The following is an 18795-nucleotide window of genomic DNA, read 5'->3' as shown; positions in this document are numbered from 1 at the left end:
GGGGTACGGCTCAGCCCGCGTTCTTGGCCTCGGCGAGCGCCTTGGCGGCGGCGCGGCCACGCGGCAGCTTGATGTCCTCGACGCTGTTGGGCTCGGCGTAGTCCACCCAGTTGTTCGGGCGGCGGTTGGTCTTCTCCAGCATGCGCAGCTTCTGGTAGTGCGCGGCGCAGTAGCCCTTGGTGCGGCTGGGCTTGCCGCAGCCCTTGATGGCGCACTCGCGGGCACCACCCTCGGCGGCCGGCTTGCGGCCGCGCTTCTTGCCACCGGACGCCGCCGGAGCGGGAACCGACGCCGCGCGAGCCGGACGGCCCGGACCCCGGCGGGCCGGAGCCGCGCCACCGCGGCTACCACCGCTCACGCCAAACAGGGGGCCCACCGCGCCCGCCAGCGGCGCCAGCTGCTCCGCCACCGTGCGGAGACGGTCGAGATCCGCCGTGCCCGCCTCCAGACGCGACACCAGGTCACGCAGCGGCTTGATCTGCGCCTCGATCTCGTTGCGAACCATCTCCCGGAATGCCTTGTCGACCGACATGCTCGTGTTTCCTCTCTGGATGAACCGTCTCGGGGGGCGAGCCGGTCATCTGGGGGTTGTGTTCAAGGGCCTGTTCTATTCAACAGCTGCCCAGACATGACGCCACCAATACACGAGTTGTCGCTTAAAAATAAATAAAGATTGCGTCTGACGTGAAGATTGTCGCCAGCAACCAGACACACCTGAACTTCCGTTCACGCCTGAAACAGACAGACATCGGCGTGATCCGCCGGGAATACGGACCGGGCGCGGCGCATCTCCAGCCACAATTCCTCGCGTGTGGCCGCTATCTCCCGGACGAGGTCCGCTTGTTCTCGCGCATCGAGAGCCGCGGCGAGCCGGGGAAAGAGTTGGAGCTCCAGGGAGCGGACGTGGGCCACCGCCGCGTCCTCGAGGGCCATCAACCGCACCTGCCACTCGAGGCTGTCCTGGGGAAACCACTCCAGCTCGGCCATCAGCTCGTGCATGGCCAGGAGGACCTCGGCCTCCTGGAGGGCCCGCGCCTGGCCTTCCACCCGCACCACCAGGGGCTGCAGGTGACGCTCCGTGAGGCGCACGTGCAGCCAGAGCGCCTCGAGCAGCTCCTCCACCCGCTCCGGCGCTGGCGGCCCCTCCGCCCCCGGTGCCAGCGCCTCGAAGCACGCCAGCAACTCCCTCTGCTTCCCTGACAGCATCTCGAAAGGGCCCATGGCCCCACAACCATCGCCACCCCACCCGGGGCGGACAACCACCGGGCCATTTGTCCAATGTCCGAACCAATGCGTGGCAGGCAGGCGGGCGAAGGCCCTCTGTCATCCGGGCCGGGCATCTCCATCTTCCCTCCCCGTGGAAGCCACCCTGAACCCCGTGCGCCGAGCGGTCTTCCGTTTCGCCGAGACCGGCGCGGCGCTCTCCGCCCTCTACCACCGCGCCCGCCTGCTCGGCGCCGAGCACCTGCCTGCCCGGGGCCCCGTCCTGCTCGTGGGCAATCACGGGCTGTGGGGTTATGAAACGCCTGCCTTCTTTCATTTGATACATCGCGCTACAGGCCGCTACCCATTGGGCCTGGCCGAGCGAGGCTTCTTCAAAATCCCCCTGGTGAGAACCGTTCTGCCCTGGTTGGGAGGCGTCGAGGGCACCCGGGAGAATGCCCTCGCCTCCCTGGGACAGGGACACCTCGTCGTCTGTTATCCGGGCGGCGCGTGGGAGACGTTCAAGAAGCCTCGTCACCATTACACGCTGCGGTGGGAAGGCACGCTCGGCTTCGTCCGGCTGGCCGCCCAGGCGGGGGTGCCCATCGTCCCCTTCGCCGGCTTCGGCGTGGATGGCACCTTCCTCTGCCCCGAGGACGAGCGCTGGTGTGTCCCGCTCGCACCCGGTGAAAAATACCGGGTGCCCCTGGGCATGGGCCTGGGTCCCCTTCCTCTGCCCGTGAAGATGACCTTCGCCGTGGGCCCGTCCCTGGAGCCCCCTCCGGCGGATGCACCCGAGTCCCGGTTGAAACACTTCCGTGACCGGATCGCCACCCGGGTGCACCACCTCCTCATCCGAGCCTGCCATGCGTGAAGCCACCCTTCCCGCCCTGCCCCGGCTCGTCCCCGAGCCCGAGGAGATTCAGCAGGGTTATGAGCTGGCCCTCGAGCAGCGCCTGGTGCGCGGCCATCCGGTGCGGCTCTTCACCTTCCCCGGGGGCAGCCTCGACGAGTCGCGCACCGTGCTGTGCCTGCCCGGACTGGGAGCCTCGGGCCGCTCGTTCGCGCCCATGCGGCCCCTGGCGGCCGAGCGGCGGCTCCTCCTGTGGACGCCCACGCCGCAGACGCCGCTGACGCATACGCCGCTGCAGTGGAACCTCGCCGCCCTGAATCACCCGGACGCGCGGCTCCCCGAGCGCTTCGCCCTGGTGGGCTCGTCCTTCGGCAGCCTCATCTCCATCGCCTATGCGCTGGCCCACCCCGAGCGCCTCAAGGCGCTGGTGCTGGTGTCACCGGTGGCCAGCGTGCAACGCGTGCGGCGCTGGGCGCTCGCCCTGTCCACGCTGGTGCGCATGCCCAAACCCTTCGCCTACCTCTTCGCCCCCACCGTGGCGCGGGTGCTCGGCGGCCGTCACCTGCCCCCCGAGGGCCGGTCCGAAATCGTCCGCGAGGCGCGCCGCCTCTCGCCCCTGGAGCTGCTGCGGCGCCTGGAGGACATCCTCGCCGCGGACTACCTGGAGGACCTCGAGCACCTGCGCGTGCCCACCCTCATCCTCCACGGCGCCAGGGATTTGCTGGTGCCCCTCTCCTACGCCCGCGACGTGGCCGCGCGCATCCCCGGCTCGCGCCTGGAGGTCATCCGCGAGGCCAGCCACCTGCCGTACATGAGCCACACCGACGCCTTCAACGCCTTCGTCGGCGACTTCCTCGCCCCACACGGCTCGTAGGACTCCGGACAGGACTCCGAACAGGACACCCTGGACCAGGCCACCCGGCTCTCCCGCGCCGCACGGATGTTCCTCTCGCGCCGCGAGGGATTGAAGGACGTCGCCACCGAAGTCCCCGCCCTGCGCCGCATCGCCCACCGCTTCATCGCCGGAGACACCCTGGAAGAGGCCGTCTCCGCCGTGAAGGAGCGTCTGGTTCGTGATGAAGAACCTGGTGAAGGGTTAGCGCTCCACCCGCTGCCGTCCGGTGAGCCGCAGCGCGGCATCCTGCGCCGTGTGCACCAGCGCCCAGAAGGCGGACACGCCCGCCTGCGCATAGAGCATCCACGCCGGCACGCCGGCCCTGGCCAACTTGTGGATGAGCTCCAGCGCGTCTCCCAGCTCCTCGTTGGCCACGCGGGCACTCGCCCACCGGCCCCACAGCCCGAGGAAGCCCTCCACCCGCCGCACCACCGGGTTCACCGGCGCCGCGGGCTCCACCCACACGAGGCCGTCCTCCTGCCCGGGCTCCTGGGGCTCGAGCGAGGGCTCGTGGGCCTTCCGGGAGAGCTCGGCGGCCAGGACGGGACGGTGCGAGTCCGTGAGCCCATCCTCCACGTCCCCTTCCATCCCAAAGGCGCTCAGCAGGGGGAACGCCTGCCGGGGATCATACGGGTATTGGACGTTCATGACGCTCATTCAGAATGCCTCCGCCGTCTGCAGCAGGCTCAGCAGGGCCGAGCGCTGCTCCCTCGCCACCTTCCGCCCCTCCCCCGTCAACTCGTAATACCGCCTCGGACGTCCGCCTCTTTCGGGCATGGGGTCTCCCTCGAAGCTGCGCAACAACCCCTCCCGCTCCAGCGCCTTGAGCGCCGGGTACACGGACCCTTCGTTCAGGTGGATCTTCCCGTTCGTCCTCTCCCGGACCCGCTCGATGATCTCCAGCCCGAAGCCCTTCCCGCCGATCAGCGACATCAGGATGGCGGTCCGGGCGGAAATCGGAGTGTCCATGGAGCTGGAGACTAACCGGGAATTCCTGGCCTGCAACCTGAAGGTTTGAGGTTGCCCCCTCGTGACGGAAACCGGTCAGACGGGCAGGGACGCGAAGGCCGAGTCCTGGGCGAGCCCCCGCCGGGCCCGCTTGCGGCGCACCGGCGTCCAACGGGCCGGGAGGAGCTTCTCGGTGAGCACCGAGCGGCGCGAGAGCGACAGCCCGTCCTCGCAGCCCTCGTCCAGCCGCGAGCCCTCCACCTGGAAGTAGCACAGCGTGAGCTCCATCATCTCACCCCCGTCCTGCTTCCAGGACTCCATGGCTGGCACGGTATCCTCAATCCCTGAGGATTGCAACATTCCACTCCTGCTGTCCTTCATGAGGCTCCCCCCCTTTCTGGCGTGGCCCCCGACACGGGGGGTCCGACAGACGGACGCATTCAACACGCCCCCTCTGTCACAGAGACGGAGACCCACCGATTGCCTGGCGAAGACGCGGCCAGGGACGCTCGAAGAGCGGACAACCTGACCCGATGGGATGTTCCCGGCGCGGGGCTTGCCGCCCCCCGCGGATGACGATACGTGTGGACGCCTGCCATGCGCCGCGCCCTGTCCACCCTGCTCGCGCTCGCCCTCGCCCTGCTGCTGGGCGCGACGGCCGCGCGCGCGGCGGAGGACACGTCCTGCGACGACTGCCGCGAGAGCACCACTCCGTGCCCCGCCTCGTGCCTGGCTTGTCCCTGTGGCCGCATGGTGTCCCCCCTGCCCGTGGAAGCTCCCTCGCTCCCACCGGCCTGGCTGCAAGACGTGCCGGATGGATGGACGGAACCCCTTCCTCCGCCCCTCCGGTTGCACGCGCGTGACGTATTCCAGCCTCCCCGTGCCTGAAATTCAACTTCCCCTTTGTTCTTTTATTTCTGGGTTCGGGTTTCCGGGGGTTTAGCGCCTCGGAGTCCGTCCGTCCCATTCCTTTCCGCCCGGGCCCCAAGCCCTCGCGGAGGAGCAGACCATGCGTTTCTTGAAGACCCTGTGCGTCCTGGGTGGCCTCGCGGCCGCCGGATGCGCCACCACCTCCACGCCCCACGGCAACCTCAGCTCGCTGAGCGTCGCCTCCTCCCAGGACGCCGCCTTCTGCGAGCACCGCGTCCCCCAGGAGAACTGCACCCGCTGCCACCCCGAGCTCGCCCCGCGCTTCCAGGCCGCCAAGGACTGGTGCGGCGAGCACGGCGTCCCCGAGTCCCAGTGCTTCACCTGCCACCCGGACCTGTCCTTCGAGCCGCTGCCCGTGCTCGCCCCCGGCGCGGACCTGGTGAAGCTGTCCCACGAGGGCGAGGACGTGCCCGAGCTCGCCCCCCACGCCGTGCCCGGCAAGGTCACCGTCTTCGACTTCTATGCCGACTGGTGCCCCCCCTGCCGCAAGGTGGATGCCCACATGTTCCCCCTGCTCAACACGCGCGGGGACATCGCCTACCGCAAGCTCAATGTCGTCTCGTGGGACTCGCCCGTCGCGAAGCGCCACCTCGCGCAGGTGGAGAACCTTCCGTACCTCCTCGTGTATGGGAAGGACGGGAAGCTCGTGCGCGCCGTGAAGGGGTTCGACCCCGCCGCGCTGGATGCCGCCCTGGCCGAGGCGGGTGCGCGATGAGATGGGTGCCCGTCGCCGTGGGCCTGCTGGGGCTCGCCATTCCCAACCGCGCCGCCGCCTGCGCGGGTTGAAGCAATCCCAACCTCCCGGTCGGGAGGGATTCCCTGTCCACCCTTCGCGCCGGAGAAACCGGCGTCTCCCTGTCCACGCTCGCCACGTCCGTCCATGTGGTGCATCCCTCCGAGTGCCCGGACATCGGCCCCATCTGCCAGGTGCGGGACGAGCCTCCGCAGCTCCATGACCAGCACTTCACCATCGCCGAGCTGCGCGCCACGCTGGAGCACGGCATCACCGATGCCCTCGGCGTGGAGGTGCAGCTGCCCCTGCGCCTGAGCGCCACCACCGTGCGCTTCACCACGCTCGAGGGCACGCCCCTGACGCTCGACTACGAGAACATCCACCACCGCGATGAGACGCTGTTCGGTCTCGGAGATCCGTGGGTGCTGGGGCGCCATGCGTGGCGGCTCGGGGACGTGGGCCTGGCCGCGCGGCTCGGGGTGACGGTTCCGCTGGGAAATACGGTGGAGAATCCGTTCGCCCTGGGTGCCCGGGGGCTGCCGCATCAGCATGTGCAGTTCGGTACGGGCACCGTGCAGCCGTTGCTCGGCCTGGAGGCCTCGCGCTCCTGGGGGAACTGGGGCGCTCGCGTCTATGGCCAGGCACAGCTGTCCCTCGCGGAGAACCGGTTCGGATATCAGAGCGGCAGCCGCTTCGCCGCCGGGGTCTCCGCCGAGGGGCCTGTCATCGGTGCGCTGCGCTTCTCGGTCAGCGCCGATGTCGTCAACGAGCAGCCCGAACGCTGGGATGGGCTCGTCCAACAGGATGGCAACCTCGGCCGCACCGATGTCCTCGCTGGCGCGGGACTGGCGTATCCCGTGGGCGCCGTGCGGCTCGGGTTGAACCTCCGGGTGCCCGTGTACCAGCACATCATCGGACACCATGGACAGCTCACGTATCCGGGCATCCTCCAGGTGACCGCGGGCTCCACCTTCGGCGGGAATTGAGCACGGTGGTGCAGACCCTCACCCTTTCCCTCTCCCAGAGGGAGAGGGTGGGGGGCACGGTGTCTCCCGGGGTTCTGTGTGGCTGGCTTTTCAGCCTTGATGGGCTTCGTGGCCCAGGTCCTTCGCCGCCGACTCCACCGGGTCCGGACGCTTGTCCCTCATCGTCACGAACTCCTCCGCCGCCGTCGGGTGGATTCCCACCGTCGAGTCCAACTGCTTCTTCGTCACCCCACACTTCAACGCCACCGCCATCCCCTGGATGATCTCCGGCGCGTCCGCTCCCACCATGTGGAAGCCCAACACCCGCCCACCCTCGCGCTCGACGATGACCTTCATCATCGTCCGCTCGTCCCGCCCGCTCAGCGTGTGCTTCATCGGCCGGAAGTTGGACACGTATACGTCCACCTTGCCGTAACGCTCCCGCGCCTCGAGCTCCGTACACCCCACCGTCCCCACCGGCGGCTGGCTGAACACCGCCGACGCCACCCCCGTGTGGTCCATCTTCGTCGGGTTGTCGTGGAAGACAGTCTCCGCCAACGCCCGGCCCTCGGCGATCGCCACCGGCGTGAGGTTGATGCGGTCCGTCACGTCCCCCACCGCGTAGATGCTCTCCACGCTCGTGCGCGACCACTCGTCCACCTCCACCGCCCCCCGCTCGTCCAGCCGCACTCCCACCTCGCCCAACCCCAGCCCCTTCGTGTTCGGCACCCGCCCCGTCGCGTACAACACCGCGTCCACCTCGAGCGTGTCCCCCATCCGCGTCAGCAGGCTCAACGTCCCGTCCGCCCGCTTCTCGATGTCCCGGATGAACGTCTCGGGCCGGATGTCGATGCCCTTCTTGCGCATCTCCTGCGTGAGCATCGCCCGGATGTCGTCGTCGAAGCCGCGCAGCACCGTGTCGCCCCGGATGAGCATCATCACCTTCGCCCCCAGTGCGTTGAAGATGCCCGCGAACTCCACCCCGATGTAGCCCCCTCCCACGATCGCCAGCCGCTTCGGCAGCTCCGTCAGTCCCAGCGCGCCGTCCGAGGAGAGGGCGTGCTCGATGCCCGGCACCTCGGGAAGGAAGGGATGCGAGCCCGTCGCCACCAGGATGCGCTCCGCCGTGTAGCGCTGGCCATCCACCTCCACCGTGTGCCCGTCCACCACCCGGCCCCGGCCCTCGATGAGTTGGACTCCCGAGTCCTTCAACAGCCGCCGGTAGACGCCGTCGAGCCGCTCCAATTCCTTGTCCTTCGCCGCCTGGAGCTTCTTCCAGTCGAAACCGGGCTCCGAGACCGACCAGCCATAGCCGGCCGCGTCCTCGAACTCCGCGTGGAAGTGGGCACCGTAGACGAGCAGCTTCTTGGGCACGCAGCCCCGGTGCACACACGTGCCACCGATGCGGTTGTCCTCGCAGATGGCCACGCGCGCGCCATACGAGCCCGCCCTGCGGCTCGCCGCCACCCCGCCCGAGCCCGCGCCAATCGTGAACAAGTCGAAGTCGTACTGGGGCATCGCGTGTCCTCCGTGTATGCCCCCTCTCCTCCTGGGAGAGGGTTGGGGTGAGGGATAACCCGAGATGCGCCCGCGTGAATCGGCTCGCCCATTTTACCTTCAGCTTTCCGGCGAAAAACCAACGTTCCGCAAGATTCGAACTGAGCAGGATGATTCCTTCCTCTGGGGTGCTTGACAGCAACCCACGAGTTACATAACTTGATATAAGGTCAAGGCTTGACCCGGACAGGAGAGCAACCTACCGTTCTCCTCATGAAGGAGCCGTTCAACCGCAACGAAGCCAGGAAGCGCATCCAGGAGATCTGTGCCACGGGGGTCATCGAGTCCTCCCGGCACGCCAAGGAAGAGCTGGCCAAGGACGACCTGGACATGTTCGACGTCAGGAACGTGCTGCGTGCCGGAAAGATCCTGGAGGAGGCGGAGTTGGAGAACGGCACGTGGCGGTACAGAGTCCACACCGAGCGGATGGCCGTGGTGGTTGCCTTCGTGTCCGAGTCCAAGCTGAAGATCGTCACGGCTTGGAGAAAGAAGAAATGAGGTGTGAGCGCTGCGGTGCCCAGATGAAGAGTGGCCGGGAAAACTACCTCTACGACGAGTGTGGCCTGGACACCGTGACACTCATGAACGTGGAGGTCCGCCGCTGCCGCGAGTGCGGTGAGTACGAAGTCGATATTCCGCGCCTCGATGAGTTGCACCGGCTCATCGCCCAGGAGGTGGCGTCCAAGAAGACCCGCCTCACCCCGAAAGAAGTCAGGGCCCTACGCAAATATCTGGGCTTCTCCGGTGCCGACTTCGCCGAGGTCCTGGATGTCACGCCCGAGACCGTCTCGCGGTGGGAGACCGGCAAGAAGCAGATGAGCCCCGTCGCGGAGCGGGCACTCCGGCTGATGGTCTTCGTTCGCGCTCCCATCGCCGAGTATCCGCTCGAGATGCTGGCGGAGATTGCCCAGGGAGAAGCCGTTCCCCTGCGCATGAAGCTCCGCGATTCGCGGGCCCACTGGAAGGCCGAAGAAGCCGCGGCAGCGTAGAGCAGCAGGGCACTGACCGAGGCCCGCTTGTCCACCATCCGGTGCATGCCCACCTCCAGCGTACGGGCGGTGCACCGCCGGGGGTCGGTAGATGGAAGTGCTCTCGAGGCAGGCAGCCAGGCTGGCAGTGGATGGGCATGAGCACGGGCAGCACACCTGGAAGCGAGGGCTCGGCGCGGGCGTGCTTGGCACCCTGGCCCTCACTGTTTCCGAGCCCCTCCGCGACTCGCGGCTCGGGCATCCGCCTCCCTACTCGGTGAGCCACATCGCCAGACGAGCCGCTCGCGCGTGGCTCGGCGTCCGGCTGCGTCCCCGTGAAGCCCAACGGTGGGGACTCGCCATGCGCTGGCTCTACGGGCCCACGCTCGGGGTGCTCGGTGTCTGGCTCCGGCCCCTGGCCCCCGTGCCCCTCCATGGCCTCCTGCTCGGCGGCGGCGTGTGGCTCTTCGAGCGGCTCTCCTTTCCGCTCCTGCGCGTCACTCCGCCCCCGCGCACCTGGTCTCCCGCCGAGCGCCGGTGGCTCGCCCTTCAAGCCCTGCTCTTCGGCCTCGTCACCGCGTCCGCGCTCCCGCACAGGCAGGCGGACGTGCTCGCGCGTGCACGCCCGCCTTCCGAGGGATGGCTCCCCGTTGCACCCGGCGCCCCCCTCTCCCCAACTTGAACCCGTCAACGTTTCAAGTGTCCGGAGGAGCGGCGAATGTGGGCTCGCTGGTTGAACGTCATCCTGGGCTTCTGGCTGGTGTCCGCGCCTTTCGTACTCGATTACCGGCTCCAGGAAGCCCAGCTGAATGACCTGTGCGTGGGGCTGGGTGTCATGCTGCTGGCCCTCGCGGCCATCGCCATTCCCAGGCTGCGCTACGCCAACACCCTGCTCGGCGTGTGGCTCATCGTCTCGCCCTTCCTGCTGGGCTTCGGCGGCTACCGCGCCGCCACCCTCAACGACGTCATCGTGGGCCTGCTCGTCACCGCCCTGTCGCTCGTCTGGGACCACCGCGACTGGACGCCTCATCGCAGGCCCGTCACCCCCTGACGCATCGTCCATTGCCAGACGGCCGCACGACACGCTCCCCCGGCACGGCCCGGCACGGGTGTACTGCATGGACTCCCCGCCACCGGAGGAGCACCCCATGCACCCCTTCCTGAAGCCCTGCCTCATCGCGGCGAGCACCCTCGCCCTCACCGCGTGTGTCACGCTCGGCCAGCAGAAGACGGCCGCGCCCCCGCTCACCTGCGCCCCCGGCACCGTGGAGCTCATGAAGAAGCTGCGCCTGGAGCCCGGCCAGCAGGGCGCCCTGCAGCTCGAGGCCTCCCAGCCCGGAGGCCCCAACGACTACGGCGTCTACCGCCAGGGCCAGGTGACGAGCCGCCTGGAGAGCGCCGTGGGAGACCTGCCCGCGGGCACGCTCGTCTCGGGCACGCTGTGGATGGACACCGGCAAGGTCCAGGTGCGCTACACCCAGGCGAGCCTGCCCGATGGAGAGAGCCACCCCGTGTGCCTCGTGCTCGGCGCCTCGGCGCCCGGCGGCGTCTACGCCGAGGCCGGCACCACCCCCACCGCCATCACCCTGCCCAAGAGCCTCCCCTTCACCGTCGTCTCCCAGTTCGAGTGAGCGGAGCCGGGTGTTTTCCGGGGGGCATCCCTACCTTGGAAGGCAATGCCCCTGCGCATCGAAGACTACGCCCTCATCGGTGACACCCAGAGCGCCGCCCTCGTCGGGAAGGATGGCTCCATCGACTGGCTGTGCCTGCCACGCTTCGACGCCGATGCCTGCTTCGCCGCCCTCCTGGGCTCCGAGCAGCATGGGCGCTGGCTGCTCGCCCCCTCGGGAGGCATCCGCCGCGTCCAACGCCGCTACCGCCCCGGCACCCTCATCCTCGAGACGGACTTCGAGACGGACACCGGCACCCTGCGCGTCGTCGACTGCATGCCCCCGCGCGGCCGCGAGCCGGACCTGGTGCGCGAGGTGCTGTGCCTGAAGGGCCACGTCTCCGTCCACATGGTGCTCGCCATCCGCTTCGGCTACGGCAGCCGCACGCCCTGGGTCCACTCCCTCGACGGCCGCTTCTGCGCCATGGCCGGGCCCGATGCCCTCATCCTCTGCTCCGACGTGCCCCCGCGCCTGGAGGGCTCCACCCTCCGCGCCGGCTTCTCCCTCTCCGCCGGCCAGTGCGCCCGCTTCCTCCTCACCTGGTACCCCTCGCACGAGCCCGTCCCCACCTGCATCGACCCGGCCACCGCCGTGGAGAACACGGAGGCGTGGTGGCGCGAGTGGTCCTCGCACTGCACCCATGACGGCCCCTGGCGCGAGCAGGTGCTGCGCTCGCTCATCGTCCTCAAGGCCCTCACCTACTCGCCCACGGGCGGCATCGTCGCCGCGCCCACCACCTCGCTGCCCGAGGCCCTCGGCGGCGTGCGCAACTGGGACTACCGCTACTGCTGGCTGCGCGATGCCACCTTCACGCTGCTCGCCCTGCTGGACGCCGGCTACCGCGAGGAGGCCAGCGCCTGGCGCGACTGGCTCCTGCGCGCCGTGGCCGGCGAGCCCGATGAGCTTCAAATCATGTATGGCGTCGCCGGCGAGCGCCGCCTCATGGAGCAGGAGCTGCCCTGGCTCTCCGGCTACCAGGGCGCGAGCCCCGTGCGCCTGGGCAACGCGGCCGTGTGCCAGTTCCAGCTCGACGTCTTCGGCGAGGTGCTCGACTGCCTGCACATGGCCCGGCGCTCGGGGGTGCCCGCGCGCGAGGAGTCGTGGAACCTCAAGCGCCACCTGCTCGACTTCCTCGAGTCCAACTGGGAGCGCCCCGACGAGGGCATCTGGGAGGTGCGCGGCCCGCCCCAGCACTTCACCTACTCGAAGGTGATGGCGTGGGTGGCGGTGGACCGGGCCATCAAGACCGTCGAGCAGTACGGCCTGCCCGGGCCGGTGGAGCGCTGGAGGGCCCTGCGCGCGCGCATCCACGCCCAGGTGTGCGAGCGCGGCTATGACGCGGGGCGGGGCAGCTTCGTCCAGGCCTATGGCAGCCGGGAGTTGGACGCGGCGCTGCTGCTCATTCCGCAGCTCGGCTTCCTGCCGCCGTCGGACCCGCGCGTGGTGGGCACGGTGGACACCATCCAGCGCGAGCTGAGCGAGGGCGGGCTGGTGCGCCGCTATGACACGCGCCGCTCGGAGGACGGACTGCCGCCGGGCGAGGGGACATTCCTGGCGTGCTCCTTCTGGCTGGCGGACGCGCTCACGCTGCTGTGCCGGCTGGACGAGGCGCAAGCCCTCTTCGAGCGGCTGCTGTCGCTGTGCAACGACGTGGGGCTGCTCGCCGAGGAGTACGACCCGCGCACGAAGCGGCAGCTGGGCAACTTCCCCCAGGCCTTCAGCCACGTGGCCCTCATCAACACCGCGCAGAACCTCACCTCCCCGAGCTGCCCCATCACCGAGCGCCCGCGGGCATAGGGCTGGGAAGAGGTCTGCCTGGCAGGAGTATAGGAGCGCACTCGGGAGCCTGCTTCAGGTGGTGCCCCGGTGAGGGTCGGCGCTACATTGGGACCATGGCGCGTATGACCGTCTCCGATCTCCTGCACTTGAGCGTGGCCGAGCGCATCCAGCTGGCCGAAGACCTGTGGGACAGTGTCGCCGCGCACCCCGAGCAGGTGACGACCTCCGAGGAACAACTGGCGGAGCTCGAGCAGCGGCTGGCCGAGTTGGATGCGAACACCGAGGCAGGTGAGTCCTGGGATGTGGTCAAGGCACGCATTCTCGACTCCCTGTGAAACGCTCGCTGGAGATCCGGAAGCCCGCCCAGGCCGACATCACGGACGCGGCCCGATGGTGTGAACCGCACGGCCAGGCGCTCACGGGTATAGCCCTTGCCCCTCGTGCGGCGGGCCGAGCCCTGACAGGACTCCGGGGAGTGCCCATCCTCCGCGTGAACCGGCTTCACCCACGCTTCACCCACAAGGAGTCACACCATGGCCCCCTCCATTCCCGAGAAGATGAAGGCCGCGGCGCTGGATCGCTTCGGCGGCCCGGAGGTGCTCGGCATCAAGACGGTGCCCGTGCCCGACTGCGGAGACGATGAAATCCTCATCCGCGTCGAGGCGGCGGGGGTGGGCATCTGGGATCCCCTGGAGCGGGAAGGGGAGATGGTGGGGATGATGCAAGGCAAGCCCCACTTCCCCTACGTGCCCGGCACCGACGGCGCGGGCGAGGTGGTGGCCGTGGGGAAGAACGTGCGGCGCTTCCAGGTGGGGGAGCGCGTCTACGCCGCCGCCTTCCTGAGCCCCAAGGGAGGCTTCTACGCGGAATTCGCCGTGGCGAAGGAGAAGCACGCGGCGCGGATTCCCCGGGGAATGAAGGTGGAGCAGGCGGCGGCACTGGCGGCGGATGGCATCACCGCCCTGCAAGGGCTCGAGGACACCTTGCGGCTCCAGACGGGACAACGCCTGCTCGTCTTCGGCGCCAGCGGGGGAGTGGGACACATCGCGCTGCAGCTCGCCCGGCGGCTGGGAGCGCGGGTGCTGGCGGTGGCCTCGGGCGAGGACGGCGTGGAGCTGGCCCGCCGGCTCGGCGCGGAGGCGGTCGTCGAGGGGCACCACGGGGACGTGGAGAAGGCCTGCCGCGACTTCGCCCCGGACGGGCTCGACGCGGCGCTGGTGCTGGCGTGCAATGACAAATGCCTGAGCGCGCTGAAACACGTGCGCCAGGGCGGCCGCATCGCCCACCCGAACGGCGTGGAGCCACCGCCGCGGGGCTCCGGGGGCGTCGAGGTCATCGCCTATGACGGCATCCCGGGTCAGAAGGCGCTCGAGCGGCTCAACGAGCTCATCGAAGCGGGGCCGTTCCACCTGGAGATCGGCCACGTGTACGCGATGGAGGAGGCCGCCCGGGCCCAGAAGGAGGTGCTCCAGCACCACCTGGGCAAACTGACCCTGCGGATCCACTGAGCTGGGAACAGACGGCCCTGGCGCTATGGCATCTTCGCCCGGCCAGGGCCGGGCTTTTTCCGTGCGGCTCGGCCCCGCGCCTGTTCGCGCTGCCGCCGCTTGCGCTCCGCTTCGCTCTTGCGCGTATGGGCGGCGATCTCCCGGTCGATCATCCGCTCCAGCTTCCGCAGGAGCGCCTGGGGAAGAAACTCCGGGTACGTCCTGGGAAACCCCAGGTAGCCCTCATCGCTTCCCTCCCACCGGAGTGCCTCCTCCCCCCCGTTCACCAGGTCTCCAGCGGCTCGGAGGGCGAGTTGCAGCGCCTGCATCGAGTCGATCCCCCAGAGTTCGAACAGCTCCTTCTCGCCTGAGTGGACCCACTCCACGGTGCACTTGTAGTTACCGGTCTGAGAATCCCTGGCGGGTGCACGGACGCGAATGGAGGCACGCTGGCCAGAGCCATCCGCGCTCTCGAACCGGCGCTCCGCCATGATGGGCCCAGAAGGCCGGGTCCCCCGCATCAGTCGAGTCACCGTGGGCATGGCGTCAACCTCTCAGCTCCCGAAGTAGTTGGAACAAAAGCCCCGACACTGTTGCTCGCTCTCATTGGCCTTCGAGAAGCAAACGGCACGTATCGCGGGTTTCTCGATGTCATTGCAGAAGCTGATGAAGACCACGCCACCTGCGGCACAAGAATCGAGGCACCGGCTCAGATTCACCGGCCGTTTCGGCTTCTCCTCCTTCTTTCCTGGTGGCTTGCGAGGCCCTCTTTTCCCTGGGCCTGAGGCGAGGAGTGAAACCAGGGGCCATGCGGACTCTGCTGGCAGTTCGAATCCTGGCAGAGTGCAGGCCGTAATGAGCACGAGAGTGCGTGTCCAGGTCATGGCGCGTCCTTGATGGCCCAAGCTAACCCGAGAGAGTGGGTCCATGCCGAAGAACTCGCGTTACCCCATACCGGCACGCCTCCACCGGGTGGAGCAGGAGCTCGAGCGCAGCCGCTTCATCACCACGGTGGCCCCCGCGCCCACGGTGGAGGAGGCCAAGGCGTTCATCGCCCGCGTCCGCGAGGAGTTCCCCGACGCCAACCACAACTGCTGGGCGTACGTGGTAGGCCCGCCCGGCTCCACGGGCATGGCGGGGATGAGCGATGACGGCGAGCCGCACGGGACCGCGGGCCGGCCGATGCTGACGGCACTGCTCCACGGCAACGTGGGAGACGTGGCCGTCGTCGTCACCCGCTCTTCGGCGGAACGCTCCTGGGCAAGGGCGGGCTGGTGCGGGCCTATACCGGCTGCGTCCAGCAGGGGCTCGAGCACCTGCCCACCACCGAGCGCGTGAGCAAGGCCCGCCTCTTCGTCGAAATCGAGTACGCGAGCGTCGACGGCTTCCGCCGGATGCTCCCGGCCCACGAGGCGGAAGCCGTCTCCGAGGAGTACGCCGCCACCGTGGGCTACCAGCTCCTGCTCCCCGTCACCCGCGTGCAGTCCTTCCAGACCGCACTGCTCGACCTGACCAACGGGCAGGCCCTGATGGAAGTGCTCGACCCCGGGGAGTGACTGGGGAGGGGAGCACCGATGAGCGTCCGCTGGAAGAATTACCTGTGGCAGGAGCCCCTTCCGGCAACCCCGCGGGACATCGCACGGCTCGAGCAGCGCTGGGGCGTCGTGCTGCCAGAGGCCTACAAGCAGGTCATCGCGACCCACCAGGGCAGGGTTCCCATCCCGTCCACCTTCCAGGTGGGCCGAGGCAGCGATTCGATGGGCCCACTGCTCACACCCGGCACCGTCCCCCGGTGGGGCAGCACGTACTGCGCCCTCAGCATCCACGAGCAGCTCGAGCCCCTCCTGCCCGAGGGGGTGTACCCCTTCGCCACCACGCCCGGGGGGGGAGTACCTCTGCTTCGATTACCGGGACGCACCGGGCGAGCCGGGAATCGTCCTCATGACGGTGGAGGCCGACCTCCTCCCGATTGCAGCCCACTTCACGCTCTTCCTGCGGAGCCTCTACAGCAGCGAGGCTTGAGCCGCGGCCTCACTTCTTCAACGAATCACGCACATCCGGCGGCAACTCGTCGACGTCCCCATAGATGAACAACCGGCCCTTCGGCCGGGAAGGGTCAATCTCGCCGTAACGCGCGACCACCTTCGCGTTGGCGACATTGTCCTGGATGATGGCCACGCCTCGGGGAGATGACGGATCCTTCACCTGCCCACCGCTGTCGTCGACCTCGGCACAGAAGGGCATCCGGCTCCCCCCGGGAACCTCGGCCTCGTAATACCACACGGTGACCATCTCTCCCGCCGTCCAGACCTGCCCGAACAGCCGGGTCCTCTCGGGAAGCTGCTCATGGGACGAGTCCAGGTAGCCGACGACAGGACCCTCCTCCAGCCGCGTCACGCCGCGCTCGCCCCACCGCTCATCCACGAGCACCGTGAGGGAGTCCTTGGGATGGATTCCCAGCCGGGCCATGGCGTCGAGGGCCTCCCGTGGGCAGTCCTGGGGCTCGGGGGTTCCATCGGGCCGCAAGCGGACACCGGAGCAGGCGGTGAAGAGAACCGCCAGGGCGCCCAGTGCGGGCAGGTGGAGACTTCTCCTCGGGGACATGTCCATGGACCTCTGTTGGGGAATGAAATGCGAGCGCGGAGCTCAGAGCTGCGCCCCATAGTAGCAAAGCTGCCATCTGGGATCACCCGGCCCCTGGAGTTGGACTTCATAGCGTGCCTTGCTCGCGGAAGGCGGTGTCCGGGTGACGAGCACGACACGCCCACTTCCGCCGGGTGGGATGACGGATGGACGGGCACGGACGATGACGGGGAGCGACTCCCGGGTCCTGTCGTTGAGAATCGCTCCCTGCCCCAGAGTCCAGCTCTCCGTGCGGTGGCGGTTCATCACGAAGAAGACGTAGGCCGAGCGACCGGCGAGACGCACGAACCAGGCGAGTGCCCGCACATCCGCGTTCTTCACCTCGAGGGCTTTGTCCTTCACCAGATGGGAGGAAGCTTCGTCGTCGAGCAGCAGCACCGCGATGGCGACATCGACATTGAACTCGTCGTCGCGATAACGCGCGAGCTCGTCCTGGGACGAAGCGTACTGGAGCTTCAGCGCCTCATGCTCGGCGCTCACCTTCTCCAGAGCAACCCGCAGCGCCCCGGGTGAGAACGGGTGGAGGAAGACGTCCACCTGCACATCCGCCAGGGCGGGAGGGCTGGGGACGAGCACGAGGGTCAGGCCCGTGCCGTCCATCCGCCGGACCTGGAGGTGCATACGAGGCCAGAGCCATGCGCTGGCCGAGGGGTGGAGCAGCAACAGCCGGCCGGAGACGTCCAGCGACTCGAAGGGAGAGGGGCCTTTCTCCCGGAGCCGCGTCCCCGCCGGGTCGAGCTCGGACTCGAAGCGCACCACGATGGGGACGCCAGCGGAGATCCGCAGCTCGGCCATGTGACCCGGAGGAAGCTCGGAGAGGACGATGGGGCGCCACGGCGAGGGCTCCGCCAGCGTGACACGCGGCAGCAGGAGGGCCAGAAGCACGACAGCAGCGTTGGACAGGGCGAGAGCGCGGGGATGCATGCCCGGTGCGTTCTATTCCATGCACCACTTCGAAGGTAGCCCCATGGACCCGACTCACGAAATAGCCCCCCCCCTGAGCCCATGGGGTCAGGTCGAGGCGAGACAGGCCTCTTCGTAACCCCATCGCTCCTGGGCCTCACCTTCGTCCAGGGCCGTCCTCAACACCGCCAGGGAGACGGTCGGGGGAACGTCCACGGAGATCAGCCCCGGGATGTGGCTCTGCTCGATGGAGCAACCCATCTCCTGGAGCAGCGCCCTGACGGAAGGAATGTCCTTCTCGTCGTAGATGATGAGGCGAAGGGTGCTATGGCCCGAGGGGCGCACGACCTCCCGGAAACGAAGCTCCCGCTGCTCGGGTGCAGCGGAAACGATGTCGCCATGGGCAATGCCCCTGGCGAAGAAGGGGACATTGTCGATCTGGAACAGCCCCTCTCCGACGGGGAGAGCCCACAAGCCCTCGTAGTCCAAGGGAGGGTAGTCGTCTTCATCCTTCTCCAGCTTGAAGACGATCTTGACCCGCCCATCCGCGCTGGATGAGGTCACGGCGTTTCCTCCTTCTGTGGCTCCTTGCTCCCCTTCTTGAGGTTGCAGTTCCGACAGAGAACCTGGGCATTGTCCACGTCGCCAGCGCCGCCCTTGACCTTGGGCGTCTTGTGGTCGACCTGGGTCTCATTCCGCGGCGGGGTCACTCCCTTCTCGTGTTTCTTGCCCGCTACTGTCTCGACCTCACAATTCTCACAGTGGTTCGAGCCCCCGTGCGCCTCGGCATTCTTCTGCTTGACGGTCTGCTTCTGCTTCTTGGTGAAAGCCTTCCCCGCTCTGCTACTGCCTGCGAGCACCCCCTCCCCACTGACAAGACCCGAGGGTTCGGTGGAATGGTCCGCATCCACGGAGAGTGCGGTGACCGCAATGCCCGATTCCATGGGAGATGGAATCACGAACGCAGCGAGAAGAAGGCAGAGCGGGAACATGGTTGTGGACCTTGTGTGTGAAGTGGGGAGAAAGCCCGGATTTCAGAGGTCCGCCCCAACGTAGCAGAGCTGTCATGGAGAACCAGCTCGCACAAGCAAGTGCTCGACCCCGGAGAGTGACGGCGTCAGGTCGTGCCATCACTGGCGGTTGAGGAAGGCCAGCGGCCCACGGATGATGCGGGCATGACTGGATGGATCATCTCGGGACTCGTGGCCTTCGGGCTCGGTTGGCTCTTGAGGCAGAGAGATCGACAGGGCCCGACTCGCGG

At 68.3% G+C, this 18795-nt stretch carries 27 protein-coding genes; 16 read left to right on the top strand and 11 right to left on the bottom strand.

The window, feature by feature from the left end; genetic code table 11:
- Positions 1 to 10 precede the first annotated feature (10 nt).
- Together AC16DP_RS06290 and AC16DP_RS06285 are read right to left on the bottom strand one after the other, a co-directional pair.
- On the bottom strand, positions 11 to 532 hold the full coding sequence (locus AC16DP_RS06290) for a cell wall protein (protein WP_329731883.1): 522 nt from the start codon (positions 530 to 532) through the stop codon (positions 11 to 13).
- Between the two features lie 194 nt (positions 533 to 726).
- The gene (locus AC16DP_RS06285; RefSeq protein WP_329731882.1) at positions 727 to 1221 is read right to left on the bottom strand and encodes a hemerythrin domain-containing protein; all 495 of its coding nucleotides are present in this window, start codon (positions 1219 to 1221) and stop codon (positions 727 to 729) included.
- Between the two features lie 157 nt (positions 1222 to 1378).
- On the opposite strand from AC16DP_RS06285, the gene AC16DP_RS06280 reads away from it, so the two are divergent.
- Both AC16DP_RS06280 and AC16DP_RS06275 read left to right on the top strand, forming a co-directional pair.
- On the top strand, positions 1379 to 2077 hold the full coding sequence (locus tag AC16DP_RS06280; RefSeq protein ID WP_329731881.1) for a lysophospholipid acyltransferase family protein: 699 nt from the start codon (positions 1379 to 1381) through the stop codon (positions 2075 to 2077).
- Positions 2070 to 2930 (top strand): alpha/beta fold hydrolase, encoded by an 861-nt coding sequence (locus tag AC16DP_RS06275; RefSeq protein ID WP_329731880.1) that lies wholly within the window; start codon positions 2070 to 2072, stop codon positions 2928 to 2930. Before AC16DP_RS06280 ends, AC16DP_RS06275 begins: the two co-directional genes overlap by 8 nt.
- Before the next feature lie 222 nt (positions 2931 to 3152).
- On the opposite strand, the gene AC16DP_RS06270 is transcribed toward AC16DP_RS06275, so the two are convergent.
- The 3 genes from AC16DP_RS06270 to AC16DP_RS06260 form a co-directional block, all read right to left on the bottom strand.
- Positions 3153 to 3608 (bottom strand): hypothetical protein, encoded by a 456-nt coding sequence (locus AC16DP_RS06270; protein ID WP_329731879.1) that lies wholly within the window; start codon positions 3606 to 3608, stop codon positions 3153 to 3155.
- Positions 3609 to 3920 carry a PadR family transcriptional regulator gene (locus tag AC16DP_RS06265; protein WP_329731878.1) on the bottom strand — a complete coding sequence of 104 codons (312 nt, stop codon included), beginning with the start codon at positions 3918 to 3920 and terminating at the stop codon, positions 3609 to 3611.
- Between the two features lie 75 nt (positions 3921 to 3995).
- Positions 3996 to 4220, bottom strand: coding sequence for a hypothetical protein (locus AC16DP_RS06260; RefSeq protein WP_329731877.1), 225 nt, complete (start codon positions 4218 to 4220; stop codon positions 3996 to 3998).
- A gap of 276 nt (positions 4221 to 4496) precedes the next feature.
- Here AC16DP_RS06260 and AC16DP_RS06255 point away from each other — a divergent pair, with 276 nt between their 5' ends.
- The 3 genes from AC16DP_RS06255 (at position 4497) to AC16DP_RS06245 (ending at position 6548) form a co-directional block, all read left to right on the top strand.
- On the top strand, positions 4497 to 4787 hold the full coding sequence (locus AC16DP_RS06255) for a hypothetical protein (protein WP_329731876.1): 291 nt from the start codon (positions 4497 to 4499) through the stop codon (positions 4785 to 4787).
- Positions 4788 to 4908: 121 nt separating this feature from the next.
- Positions 4909 to 5544 (top strand): thioredoxin family protein, encoded by a 636-nt coding sequence (locus AC16DP_RS06250; RefSeq protein ID WP_329731875.1) that lies wholly within the window; start codon positions 4909 to 4911, stop codon positions 5542 to 5544.
- Between the two features lie 170 nt (positions 5545 to 5714).
- Positions 5715 to 6548 carry a hypothetical protein gene (locus AC16DP_RS06245; protein WP_329731874.1) on the top strand — a complete coding sequence of 278 codons (834 nt, stop codon included), beginning with the start codon at positions 5715 to 5717 and terminating at the stop codon, positions 6546 to 6548.
- A 90-nt stretch (positions 6549 to 6638) separates the two neighbouring features.
- On the opposite strand, the gene gor is transcribed toward AC16DP_RS06245, so the two are convergent.
- Entirely contained in the window at positions 6639 to 8045 is a 1407-nt protein-coding gene (gene gor, locus AC16DP_RS06240; RefSeq protein ID WP_329731873.1) for a glutathione-disulfide reductase, read from the bottom strand.
- 252 nt (positions 8046 to 8297) lie between these two features.
- Between gor and AC16DP_RS06235 the strand changes: the two genes are divergently transcribed.
- From AC16DP_RS06235 to AC16DP_RS06200, 8 genes are all read left to right on the top strand, one after another.
- The gene (locus tag AC16DP_RS06235) at positions 8298 to 8582 is read left to right on the top strand and encodes a DUF4258 domain-containing protein (protein ID WP_329731872.1); all 285 of its coding nucleotides are present in this window, start codon (positions 8298 to 8300) and stop codon (positions 8580 to 8582) included.
- On the top strand, positions 8579 to 9073 hold the full coding sequence (locus AC16DP_RS06230) for a type II TA system antitoxin MqsA family protein (protein WP_329731871.1): 495 nt from the start codon (positions 8579 to 8581) through the stop codon (positions 9071 to 9073). The genes AC16DP_RS06235 and AC16DP_RS06230 overlap by 4 nt, the downstream gene beginning before the upstream one ends.
- A gap of 91 nt (positions 9074 to 9164) precedes the next feature.
- Complete coding sequence (locus tag AC16DP_RS06225; protein WP_329731870.1) at positions 9165 to 9734, top strand: hypothetical protein; 570 nt, start codon at positions 9165 to 9167, stop codon at positions 9732 to 9734.
- A 36-nt stretch (positions 9735 to 9770) separates the two neighbouring features.
- Positions 9771 to 10103: an SPW repeat protein gene (locus AC16DP_RS06220; RefSeq protein ID WP_329731869.1), complete on the top strand. Its 333-nt coding sequence runs from the start codon at positions 9771 to 9773 to the stop codon at positions 10101 to 10103.
- Positions 10104 to 10200: 97 nt separating this feature from the next.
- Positions 10201 to 10683: a hypothetical protein gene (locus AC16DP_RS06215; protein ID WP_329731868.1), complete on the top strand. Its 483-nt coding sequence runs from the start codon at positions 10201 to 10203 to the stop codon at positions 10681 to 10683.
- A 45-nt stretch (positions 10684 to 10728) separates the two neighbouring features.
- The gene (locus AC16DP_RS06210) at positions 10729 to 12519 is read left to right on the top strand and encodes a glycoside hydrolase family 15 protein (RefSeq protein ID WP_329731867.1); all 1791 of its coding nucleotides are present in this window, start codon (positions 10729 to 10731) and stop codon (positions 12517 to 12519) included.
- A 104-nt stretch (positions 12520 to 12623) separates the two neighbouring features.
- A complete protein-coding gene (locus AC16DP_RS06205; RefSeq protein ID WP_329731866.1) occupies positions 12624 to 12836 on the top strand; it encodes an addiction module protein in 213 nt (70 codons plus the stop codon).
- Between the two features lie 198 nt (positions 12837 to 13034).
- Positions 13035 to 14009 carry an NADP-dependent oxidoreductase gene (locus AC16DP_RS06200; RefSeq protein WP_329731865.1) on the top strand — a complete coding sequence of 325 codons (975 nt, stop codon included), beginning with the start codon at positions 13035 to 13037 and terminating at the stop codon, positions 14007 to 14009.
- Positions 14010 to 14032: 23 nt separating this feature from the next.
- On the opposite strand, the gene AC16DP_RS06195 is transcribed toward AC16DP_RS06200, so the two are convergent.
- The gene (locus AC16DP_RS06195; RefSeq protein ID WP_329731864.1) at positions 14033 to 14479 is read right to left on the bottom strand and encodes a DUF6968 family protein; all 447 of its coding nucleotides are present in this window, start codon (positions 14477 to 14479) and stop codon (positions 14033 to 14035) included.
- 436 nt (positions 14480 to 14915) lie between these two features.
- Between AC16DP_RS06195 and AC16DP_RS06190 the strand changes: the two genes are divergently transcribed.
- Genes AC16DP_RS06190 through AC16DP_RS06180 form a run of 3 tightly spaced genes read left to right on the top strand, consistent with a single transcriptional unit; the run spans position 14916 to position 16078 of the window.
- A complete protein-coding gene (locus AC16DP_RS06190) occupies positions 14916 to 15326 on the top strand; it encodes an IMPACT family protein (protein WP_329731863.1) in 411 nt (136 codons plus the stop codon).
- Entirely contained in the window at positions 15323 to 15544 is a 222-nt protein-coding gene (locus AC16DP_RS06185) for a DUF1949 domain-containing protein (protein WP_329731862.1), read from the top strand. Before AC16DP_RS06190 ends, AC16DP_RS06185 begins: the two co-directional genes overlap by 4 nt.
- A gap of 18 nt (positions 15545 to 15562) precedes the next feature.
- Positions 15563 to 16078, top strand: coding sequence for an SMI1/KNR4 family protein (locus tag AC16DP_RS06180; protein WP_414640778.1), 516 nt, complete (start codon positions 15563 to 15565; stop codon positions 16076 to 16078).
- On the opposite strand, the gene AC16DP_RS06175 is transcribed toward AC16DP_RS06180, so the two are convergent.
- From AC16DP_RS06175 to AC16DP_RS06160, 4 genes are all read right to left on the bottom strand, one after another.
- Positions 16020 to 16592: a serine/threonine protein kinase gene (locus AC16DP_RS06175; protein ID WP_329731860.1), complete on the bottom strand. Its 573-nt coding sequence runs from the start codon at positions 16590 to 16592 to the stop codon at positions 16020 to 16022. The genes AC16DP_RS06180 and AC16DP_RS06175 overlap by 59 nt on opposite strands.
- Before the next feature lie 42 nt (positions 16593 to 16634).
- Positions 16635 to 17555: a DUF2381 family protein gene (locus AC16DP_RS06170; RefSeq protein ID WP_329731859.1), complete on the bottom strand. Its 921-nt coding sequence runs from the start codon at positions 17553 to 17555 to the stop codon at positions 16635 to 16637.
- A gap of 87 nt (positions 17556 to 17642) precedes the next feature.
- Positions 17643 to 18098 (bottom strand): DUF4265 domain-containing protein, encoded by a 456-nt coding sequence (locus AC16DP_RS06165; RefSeq protein WP_329731858.1) that lies wholly within the window; start codon positions 18096 to 18098, stop codon positions 17643 to 17645.
- Positions 18095 to 18526 (bottom strand): HNH endonuclease, encoded by a 432-nt coding sequence (locus AC16DP_RS06160; RefSeq protein WP_329731857.1) that lies wholly within the window; start codon positions 18524 to 18526, stop codon positions 18095 to 18097. The genes AC16DP_RS06165 and AC16DP_RS06160 overlap by 4 nt, the downstream gene beginning before the upstream one ends.
- Positions 18527 to 18795 lie beyond the last annotated feature (269 nt).

The organism is Archangium sp., from assembly GCF_057119385.1.
This window is presented reverse-complemented; position numbering and strand designations above follow the sequence as displayed.

Bases quoted from the DNA above. Each gene is read 5' to 3' on its own strand.
- AC16DP_RS06290 (WP_329731883.1), bottom strand. From the start codon at position 532: ATGTCGGTCGACAAGGCATTCCGGGAGATGGTTCGCAACGAGATCGAG.
- AC16DP_RS06285 (WP_329731882.1), bottom strand. From the start codon at position 1,221: ATGGGCCCTTTCGAGATGCTGTCAGGGAAGCAGAGGGAGTTGCTGGCG.
- AC16DP_RS06275 (WP_329731880.1), top strand. From the start codon at position 2,070: ATGCGTGAAGCCACCCTTCCCGCCCTGCCCCGGCTCGTCCCCGAGCCC.
- AC16DP_RS06270 (WP_329731879.1), bottom strand. From the start codon at position 3,608: ATGAGCGTCATGAACGTCCAATACCCGTATGATCCCCGGCAGGCGTTC.
- AC16DP_RS06265 (WP_329731878.1), bottom strand. From the start codon at position 3,920: ATGGACACTCCGATTTCCGCCCGGACCGCCATCCTGATGTCGCTGATC.
- AC16DP_RS06260 (WP_329731877.1), bottom strand. From the start codon at position 4,220: ATGGAGTCCTGGAAGCAGGACGGGGGTGAGATGATGGAGCTCACGCTG.
- AC16DP_RS06255 (WP_329731876.1), top strand. From the start codon at position 4,497: ATGCGCCGCGCCCTGTCCACCCTGCTCGCGCTCGCCCTCGCCCTGCTG.
- AC16DP_RS06250 (WP_329731875.1), top strand. From the start codon at position 4,909: ATGCGTTTCTTGAAGACCCTGTGCGTCCTGGGTGGCCTCGCGGCCGCC.
- gor (WP_329731873.1), bottom strand. From the start codon at position 8,045: ATGCCCCAGTACGACTTCGACTTGTTCACGATTGGCGCGGGCTCGGGC.
- AC16DP_RS06235 (WP_329731872.1), top strand. From the start codon at position 8,298: ATGAAGGAGCCGTTCAACCGCAACGAAGCCAGGAAGCGCATCCAGGAG.
- AC16DP_RS06230 (WP_329731871.1), top strand. From the start codon at position 8,579: ATGAGGTGTGAGCGCTGCGGTGCCCAGATGAAGAGTGGCCGGGAAAAC.
- AC16DP_RS06225 (WP_329731870.1), top strand. From the start codon at position 9,165: ATGGAAGTGCTCTCGAGGCAGGCAGCCAGGCTGGCAGTGGATGGGCAT.
- AC16DP_RS06220 (WP_329731869.1), top strand. From the start codon at position 9,771: ATGTGGGCTCGCTGGTTGAACGTCATCCTGGGCTTCTGGCTGGTGTCC.
- AC16DP_RS06215 (WP_329731868.1), top strand. From the start codon at position 10,201: ATGCACCCCTTCCTGAAGCCCTGCCTCATCGCGGCGAGCACCCTCGCC.
- AC16DP_RS06210 (WP_329731867.1), top strand. From the start codon at position 10,729: ATGCCCCTGCGCATCGAAGACTACGCCCTCATCGGTGACACCCAGAGC.
- AC16DP_RS06205 (WP_329731866.1), top strand. From the start codon at position 12,624: ATGACCGTCTCCGATCTCCTGCACTTGAGCGTGGCCGAGCGCATCCAG.
- AC16DP_RS06200 (WP_329731865.1), top strand. From the start codon at position 13,035: ATGGCCCCCTCCATTCCCGAGAAGATGAAGGCCGCGGCGCTGGATCGC.
- AC16DP_RS06195 (WP_329731864.1), bottom strand. From the start codon at position 14,479: ATGGCGGAGCGCCGGTTCGAGAGCGCGGATGGCTCTGGCCAGCGTGCC.
- AC16DP_RS06190 (WP_329731863.1), top strand. From the start codon at position 14,916: ATGCCGAAGAACTCGCGTTACCCCATACCGGCACGCCTCCACCGGGTG.
- AC16DP_RS06180 (WP_414640778.1), top strand. From the start codon at position 15,563: ATGAGCGTCCGCTGGAAGAATTACCTGTGGCAGGAGCCCCTTCCGGCA.
- AC16DP_RS06175 (WP_329731860.1), bottom strand. From the start codon at position 16,592: ATGTCCCCGAGGAGAAGTCTCCACCTGCCCGCACTGGGCGCCCTGGCG.
- AC16DP_RS06170 (WP_329731859.1), bottom strand. From the start codon at position 17,555: ATGCATCCCCGCGCTCTCGCCCTGTCCAACGCTGCTGTCGTGCTTCTG.
- AC16DP_RS06160 (WP_329731857.1), bottom strand. From the start codon at position 18,526: ATGTTCCCGCTCTGCCTTCTTCTCGCTGCGTTCGTGATTCCATCTCCC.